General features: G+C 64.6%; 7 protein-coding genes and 1 rRNA gene. 5 read left to right on the top strand and 3 right to left on the bottom strand.

The features are described 5' to 3' along the window. Window positions 1-61 precede the first annotated feature (61 nt). Genes paaK through paaG form a run of 3 tightly spaced genes read right to left on the bottom strand, consistent with a single transcriptional unit; the run spans window position 62 to window position 2,730 of the window. A complete protein-coding gene (gene paaK, locus E1J61_RS07880; RefSeq protein WP_133093528.1) occupies window positions 62-1,366 on the bottom strand; it encodes a phenylacetate--CoA ligase PaaK in 1,305 nt (434 codons plus the stop codon). Window positions 1,367-1,410: 44 nt separating this feature from the next. Next, window positions 1,411-1,854 carry a hydroxyphenylacetyl-CoA thioesterase PaaI gene (paaI, locus tag E1J61_RS07885; protein ID WP_133093529.1) on the bottom strand — a complete coding sequence of 148 codons (444 nt, stop codon included), beginning with the start codon at window positions 1,852-1,854 and terminating at the stop codon, window positions 1,411-1,413. Between the two features lie 51 nt (window positions 1,855-1,905). Then, entirely contained in the window at window positions 1,906-2,730 is an 825-nt protein-coding gene (gene paaG, locus E1J61_RS07890) for a 2-(1,2-epoxy-1,2-dihydrophenyl)acetyl-CoA isomerase PaaG (protein ID WP_133093530.1), read from the bottom strand. A 320-nt stretch (window positions 2,731-3,050) separates the two neighbouring features. Between paaG and E1J61_RS07895 the strand changes: the two genes are divergently transcribed. From E1J61_RS07895 to E1J61_RS07920, 5 genes are all read left to right on the top strand, one after another. Then, window positions 3,051-3,842 carry an amino acid ABC transporter substrate-binding protein gene (locus tag E1J61_RS07895; RefSeq protein ID WP_133093531.1) on the top strand — a complete coding sequence of 264 codons (792 nt, stop codon included), beginning with the start codon at window positions 3,051-3,053 and terminating at the stop codon, window positions 3,840-3,842. A gap of 120 nt (window positions 3,843-3,962) precedes the next feature. After that, window positions 3,963-4,616 (top strand): amino acid ABC transporter permease, encoded by a 654-nt coding sequence (locus tag E1J61_RS07900; RefSeq protein ID WP_029048313.1) that lies wholly within the window; start codon window positions 3,963-3,965, stop codon window positions 4,614-4,616. A gap of 37 nt (window positions 4,617-4,653) precedes the next feature. Beyond that, window positions 4,654-5,406 carry an amino acid ABC transporter ATP-binding protein gene (locus E1J61_RS07905; RefSeq protein WP_133093545.1) on the top strand — a complete coding sequence of 251 codons (753 nt, stop codon included), beginning with the start codon at window positions 4,654-4,656 and terminating at the stop codon, window positions 5,404-5,406. 95 nt (window positions 5,407-5,501) lie between these two features. Beyond that, the gene (locus E1J61_RS07910) at window positions 5,502-6,278 is read left to right on the top strand and encodes an enoyl-CoA hydratase (RefSeq protein WP_133093532.1); all 777 of its coding nucleotides are present in this window, start codon (window positions 5,502-5,504) and stop codon (window positions 6,276-6,278) included. A 575-nt stretch (window positions 6,279-6,853) separates the two neighbouring features. Continuing rightward, window positions 6,854-6,939: ribosomal RNA gene (locus tag E1J61_RS07920) — 16S ribosomal RNA — on the top strand; the annotation flags it as partial.

Below are 6,939 nucleotides of genomic sequence, written 5' to 3' on the forward strand. Positions count from 1 at the left end.
CCGCTCTCCCGCAAGCGGGAGAGGCGAGCAAAGCGGCGGAATTCTTAATGGCCCTGGGCCATCACCGCGGCCGCTGGTCCACGATCCGCTTCGCCTTCCCCACCGAACGCTCGATGCCTCCCTCCGGCAGTACCTCGATGGTGGCGGTCACCCCGATATAAGACTTGATCTCGTGCGCCAGCCGCTCGCGCGCAGACTGCGCACGCGCCAGCTTGCTGCCATGGGCGCATTCCACACGCACCGTCAACGTATCCATATGGCCGTCCTTGCCCAGCACGCACTGGTAGTGCGGCGCCAGTTCGGCCTGCTTCAGGATCAGTTCCTCGATCTGTGACGGGAACACGTTGACGCCGCGCACGATCATCATGTCGTCGGTCCGGCCGGTGACCTTTTCCATGCGGCGGAAGGCCGGCCGCGCCGTACCCGGCAGCAAGCGGGTCAGGTCGCGGGTCCGGTAGCGCACCACCGGCATTGCTTCCTTGGTCAGCGAGGTAAAGACCAGCTCGCCGAATTCGCCATCGGGCAGCACTTCGCCGGTATTCGGGTCGATGATTTCCGGGTAGAAGTGGTCTTCCCAGATGGTCGGGCCGTCCTTGGTTTCGGCGCATTCATTGGCCACGCCCGGGCCCATCACCTCGGACAGCCCGTAGATATCGACCGCGGAAATGCCCATGCGCTTCTCGATCGCCAGCCGCATTTCCGGCGTCCACGGCTCGGCGCCGAAGATGCCCACGCGCAGCGAGCTGGTGGCCGGGTCGACGCCCTGGCGCTCGAACTCGTCGGCGATCGCCAGCATGTAGCTGGGCGTGACCATGATGATCTCGGGCTTGAAGTCCAGGATCAGCTGGACCTGGCGCTCGGTCTGGCCGCCGCCGAACGGGATTGCCGTCAGGCCGGCTTTCTCGACGCCGTAGTGCGCGCCCAGCCCGCCGGTGAAGAGGCCGTAGCCATAGCTGATATGTACCTTGTCGCCCCGGCGCGCGCCGGAGGCCCGGATCGAGCGCGCCATCACCGTCGCCCAGTTATCAATGTCCTGGAGCGTGTAGCCGACCACCGTGGGCTTGCCGGTGGTGCCGGACGAAGCATGCACGCGCGCCACGCGGTCCTGCGGCACGGCGAACATGCCGAACGGGTAATTGTCGCGCAGGTCCTGCTTGCTGGTGAACGGAAAGCGCGCCAGGTCGGCCAGCGATTGCAGCTGGTCGGGATGGACGCCGGCCTCGTCGAACTTGCGGCGGTACACCGGCGAATTGGCGTAGGCGTGGTGGAGCGACCATTTCAGCCGCTCCAGCTGCAGGGCCTGCAGCTCGGCGCGGCTGGCGGTCTCGATCGGGTCCAGGGGCAGATCGGTCAGGCGCGTGCTCATGTCGTCTCCTGCACGGGGGGCGGTTATCTTGGTGGCTGCGGTGTTCAGGCGACGGTATCCGGCGGCACGACATGGCCCTTGATATGCGCCGACTTGCCGCGGAACAACGCCACCACCTCGCCGGCGGCGTTGGTCACGCGGATGTCGTAGATGCCGTGGCGGCCCGACAGGGTCTGCTCGATCCCCTCTGCGGTCAGCACGTCGCCGCCGTGCACGGGTTTGAGGAACTCGATGCTGCAGCCGGCTGCCACGGTATTGATGTTATGGCTGTTGCAGGCGAACGCGAAGGTCGAATCGGCCAGCGTGAACATCAGGCCGCCGTGGCAGATGCCGTGGCCGTTCAGGAATTCATTGCGTACCGGCATGGTCAGCCGGGCATAGCCGGGGCGGACCGCTTCAACGGTGATCCCGAGCCAGCGGCTGCAGGTGTCGGCTTCATACATGGCGGCCGCGGCCGCTTCGGCGAGGGCCTGGGGGTCCTTGTGCAACGTGGTCTCCTTGGGGGGGCGGGGTGGCGCCGTGCAGGCGCCCTGAAGCGCTTACTTGCCGGTAAATCGGGCGGCGCGCTTTTCCAGGAAGGCATTGACGCCTTCCGCATAGTCCGCCGACTGGCCGAGGTCACGCTGCAGGTCGCGTTCCAGGTCGAGCTGGGTGTCGAGGGTGGCGGTCGCGCTGGCGTACATGGCGCGCTTGATCGAGGCCAGCGCCCGGGTCGGCTGCGCGGCCAGGTGCGTGGCCAGCGCCAGCGCCTGCTCGGGCAGCAGCGGATCGTCCATGGCTTCCCAGATCAGGCCCCATTTCTCGGCTTCCTCGGCGGACAGGCGCTCGCCGGTCATCGCCAGCCCGAGCGCGCGCGCCATGCCGATGCGCTTAGGCAGCAGCCAGGTGCCGCCGGAATCGGGCACCAGCCCGATCTTGACGAAGGCCTGGATAAAGTTGGCCGAGCGCGCGGCCAGCACCATGTCGCAGGCCAGCGCCAGGTTGGCGCCGGCGCCGGCGGCGGTGCCGTTGACTGCGGCTACCACCGGCAATGGCAGCGCCTGCAGCCGGCGGATCAGCGGGTTGAACCAGGTGTCGATCAGTTCGCCGAGGTCGGTCATCCGGCCGGGCGTGAAATCCAGGTCGGCCAGGTCCTGACCGGCGCAGAAGCCGCGCCCGGCGCCGGTCAGCAGCAGCGCCCGCGCGCCGCCGGCCTCGACATGGTCGAGCGCCTGCTGCAGCGCCTTGTGCATCTCGCGGGTGAAGCTGTTGAGCTTGTCGGGGCGGTTCAGCGTGATTACCGCGACGGACCCCTGCCATTGGAGCAGGATGGGGCCGGCATCGAGGCTGACCGGCTGGCCAGCGGGCGTGGACATCGGGGGCATGTTTGTCTCCTGCCTGGTGTTCTTTGCGGTCGGCGCGGGGCTGGCGCCGCTAAAATAAACCGACCAGTCGGTCGGCAAATGGTAGCACTAAATACTGCATGCGTGAGCTATTCGCTCAGCGTAAGGGCGCCGGACCGAGGTGCCTTATTAGTACTAACCCGCGATCGCGTTCCGCAATCGGGATGGCGACCGCAATGCCGGCACCCCGTGTCGCTCTATAATCGCGCTGCCAACAACAATTGCAGCATCGCTGGTGCCCGTTGCGCGCCGGCACGCAAGACTGTTTCACTGATTCCCTCATTTCCGCACTGGATCTCCCTATGAAGAAGTTCGCAGCACTCCTTTTGGCCTCGTCCGTGGCGCTGTTCGCCGCGTGCGGCAAGAACGAATCCGCACCGGCCGCCGGCACGGGCAGCGCCGCCGCCAGCAAGATCATCGTCGGCCTGGATGACAATTTCCCGCCCATGGGCTTCCGCGATACCAATAACGAGCTGGCCGGCTTCGATATCGATATGGCGAAAGAGGCCAGCCGCCGTTTCGGCATGGCCGTCGAATTCAAGCCGATCGACTGGAGCGCCAAGGAAGCCGAACTGAACGGCAAGCGCGTGGACGTGCTGTGGAACGGGCTGACCATCACCGACGAGCGCAAGAAGAACATCAGCTTCACCGCGCCCTATATGACCAACCACCAGATCGTCATCGTCGGCACCAATTCGCCGGTGAAGGCCAAGGCGGACCTGGCCGGCCGCATCGTCGGCGCGCAGGACGGCAGCAGCGCGGTGGACGCCATCAAGAAGGAAGGCCAGGTCTCCGCCAGCCTGAAGGAGCTCAAGACTTTCGGCGACAACGTGACAGCACTGATGGACCTGTCCGCCGGCCGCCTCGACGCGATCGTGGTGGATGAAGTGGTGGGCCGCTACCTGATCAGCAAGCGTGCCGGCGAATACCGCGTGCTCGAAGAGAACTTCGGTACCGAGGAGTACGGCGTCGGCGTCCGCAAGGATGACGCCGATCTGCTCGGCAAGCTCGACAAGACCCTGGCATCGATGAAGCAGGACGGCACCGCCGCCCGCATCGCCACCCAGTGGTTCGGCACCGATATCACCAAGTAATCCAGGCGCCAGCCGGCGCCCTGCGCGGTTCGGGCAGGGTGCCGGCTTCCTTCCGGACTCGGGCGCTGGCCGCGCGACGGCCCGCTGCCTGGAATCCTTCCTCCTTCTGTTCGCGCGAACATGGATTACGTCTTATCTCTACTGGGGCCATTGGCGCAGGGTGCGAAAGTCACGCTCACCCTGTTCGTCATCACGCTCGCCCTGTCGGTGCCGCTGGGGCTGGCGCTGGCGCTCGCGCGCATCTCGTCATGGCCGCTGCTGAGCGGTGCGGTCAATGGCTACATCTGGCTGATGCGCGGTACGCCGCTGATGCTGCAGATGCTGTTTATCTATTTCGCGCTGCCGTTCGTGCCGGTCATCGGCGTGAGGCTGCCCGATTTTCCCGCGGCGGTGGTGGCGTTCGCGCTCAACTACGCCGCGTACTTCGCGGAAATCTTCCGCGCCGGGATCAAGTCCGTCGACCGCGGCCAGTATGAAGCCAGCAAGGCGCTGGGCATGACGTACTTCCAGACCATGCGCCGGGTCGTGCTGCCGCAGATGGTCAGCCGCGTCCTGCCGCCGGTCAGCAATGAAACCATCACGCTGATCAAGGACACGTCGCTGATCTACGTGCTCGCCCTCAACGATATCCTGCGCACCGCGCGCGGCATCGTGCAGCGCGATTTCACGACCACGCCTTTCCTGGTCGCCGCGCTGTTTTATCTGGTGATGACGCTGATTCTGACCTGGTTCTTCCAGAATCTCGAAAAACGCTATGCCAAACATGATGACTAGCCCGAATGGCGCCACCTCTGACCAAGCGCCCGGCATCATGATCGCGGCGCGGGACATCTTCAAGTCGTTCGGATCGCTGCAGGTCCTGCGCGGCGTCTCGCTGACGCTGCGCAAGGGCGATGTCGCCGCGGTGATCGGGCCGTCGGGCTCGGGCAAGAGCACCTTGCTGCGCTGCCTGAACCATCTCGAGGTGATCGACCGCGGCACCATCGACATCGAAGGCGAAGCGCTGGCGGCCGCTGGCCCCGACGGCGCCTCCAGGTATGTGCCGGAGGCGGAAGTCCGCCGCATCTGCCGCAAGATGGGTATGGTGTTCCAGTCGTTCAACCTGTTCCCGCACATGACGGTGCTGCAGAACATCATCGAGGCACCGATGACCGTCAAGGGGCTGTCGCGCGACGCGGCGGTGCCCAAGGCCGAGGAACTGTTGCGCAAGGTCGGGCTGCTGGCCAAGCGGGACAACTATCCGGCGCGCCTGTCCGGCGGGCAGAAGCAGCGCGTGGCGATTGCGCGCGCGCTGGCGATGGAGCCCGACATCATGCTGTTCGACGAGCCGACCTCCGCGCTCGATCCGGAACTGACCGGGGAAGTACTGCGCACCATGCGGCAACTGGCGGACGAGCATATGACCATGCTGGTTGTCACGCATGAGATGGGGTTTGCGCGCGAAGTGGCCAACCACGTCGTGTTCATGGACGAGGGCAGGATCCTCGAGGAAGGCGCGCCTGCCGAGGTGTTCGGCTCTCCCGCTCATGCACGCACCCGGGAATTCCTGGCGCACATGCTCTGAACAGGGAACAGCGCCGCCAGGCCGCAACAGGTGGCAGAATAGCCCGCAGCCGGTGGCGGACGCTGCCATTTGATTGCCAATACATAGGAGAAGACATGCCGTACGAAAACATCCTGGTCGAGACGCGCGGCCGCGTTGGTCTGGTTACGCTGAACCGCCCCAAGGCGCTGAACGCGCTCAACGACGCGCTGATGGATGAACTGGGTGCCGCGCTGACGGCGTTCGACCAGGATGAGGGCATCGGCGCCATCGTCATTACCGGCAGCGACCGCGCCTTCGCCGCCGGCGCCGATATCGGCATGATGGCCAAGTACTCCTTCATGGATGTCTACAAGGGCGACTACATCACCCGCAACTGGGAAACCATCCGCAAGATCCGTAAGCCGGTGATTGCTGGCGTGGCGGGGTACGCGCTGGGCGGTGGCTGCGAACTGGCGATGATGTGCGACATCATCATCGCGGCGGACTCGGCCAAGTTCGGCCAGCCGGAGGTCAAGCTCGGCACCATGCCCGGCGCCGGCGGCACGCAGCGCCTGCCGCGCGCGGTGTCCAAGGCCAAGGCGATGGACCTGTGCCTGACCTCGCGCATGATGGACGCCGCCGAAGCCGAGCGCTCGGGCCTGGTGTCGCGCGTGGTGCCGGCCGACAAGCTGCTGGACGAAGTGCTGGCCGCCGCCGAAACCATCGCCGGGTTCTCGCTGCCGGTGGTCATGATGATCAAGGAGTCGGTCAACGCCGCTTACGAGACCACGCTCAATGAAGGCGTGCACTTCGAGCGCCGGCTGTTCCATTCCACCTTTGCCAGTGAAGACCAGAAGGAAGGCATGGCCGCTTTCGTAGAGAAGCGCGCCCCTAATTTCCAGCATCGCTGAAAACTTGATAGGGAAATACCTGACGGCAGCGCGGGGGTATTCAAGGGCCGCCGCGCTGGCCATTTTGAGGTTTTCCTTTATTGCTCAAAGGGTTACGACATAATCACGCGAGCCCCTAGCTGAGCGCTGTGACAAAGATGTTGCAAGGTCCGTGGAACGGGCCTAATATTCGCCCCCTCGCAACACACAACGCGGCGCTGCAAGGCAGACGCAGCAAGGGTTGCGGGGTCGACCGCAAGGTTGGCGCAGCGAAGTTTGCAGCGCTGGCCGCAGCAAAAAAAGATTGCTGCAACGGTTGACGAAACGAAGAAAGCTCTGCATAATCTCGTTTCTCTGCTGCAGACAACGCAGCGCGCTGAACGGCAAAGCCGGGAAGCGAAGTTCTTTAACAAACAAACAACCGATAAGTGTGGGCGCTGGGTAGCGGACGCCACTGTCTTCGGACAGTGTTGCTTCACAAGTTATACAGTGCTCGCACAGCAAAACGTGACTGGGTCTTCGGATCTGGTCAGTCAGTTTTCTGAGAGTGAGCGACCGCTCGAAAGAGCGAGGGTCTTCGGACCCACACAGAGATTGAACTGAAGAGTTTGATCCTGGCTCAGATTGAACGCTGGCGGCATGCCTTACACATGCAAGTCGAACGGCAGCACGGGCTTCGGCC

This window comes from Cupriavidus sp. L7L, assembly GCF_004353535.1.
In the GTDB taxonomy this organism is placed as follows: domain Bacteria; phylum Pseudomonadota; class Gammaproteobacteria; order Burkholderiales; family Burkholderiaceae; genus Cupriavidus; species Cupriavidus oxalaticus_A.

Excerpts from the sequence above, each read along its gene's own strand:
- paaG (WP_133093530.1), bottom strand. The coding sequence starts at position 2,730 with ATGCCCCCGATGTCCACGCCCGCTGGCCAGCCGGTCAGCCTCGATGCC.
- E1J61_RS07905 (WP_133093545.1), top strand. The coding sequence starts at position 4,654 with ATGATCGCGGCGCGGGACATCTTCAAGTCGTTCGGATCGCTGCAGGTC.
- E1J61_RS07900 (WP_029048313.1), top strand. The coding sequence starts at position 3,963 with ATGGATTACGTCTTATCTCTACTGGGGCCATTGGCGCAGGGTGCGAAA.
- paaK (WP_133093528.1), bottom strand. The coding sequence starts at position 1,366 with ATGAGCACGCGCCTGACCGATCTGCCCCTGGACCCGATCGAGACCGCC.
- E1J61_RS07910 (WP_133093532.1), top strand. The coding sequence starts at position 5,502 with ATGCCGTACGAAAACATCCTGGTCGAGACGCGCGGCCGCGTTGGTCTG.
- E1J61_RS07895 (WP_133093531.1), top strand. The coding sequence starts at position 3,051 with ATGAAGAAGTTCGCAGCACTCCTTTTGGCCTCGTCCGTGGCGCTGTTC.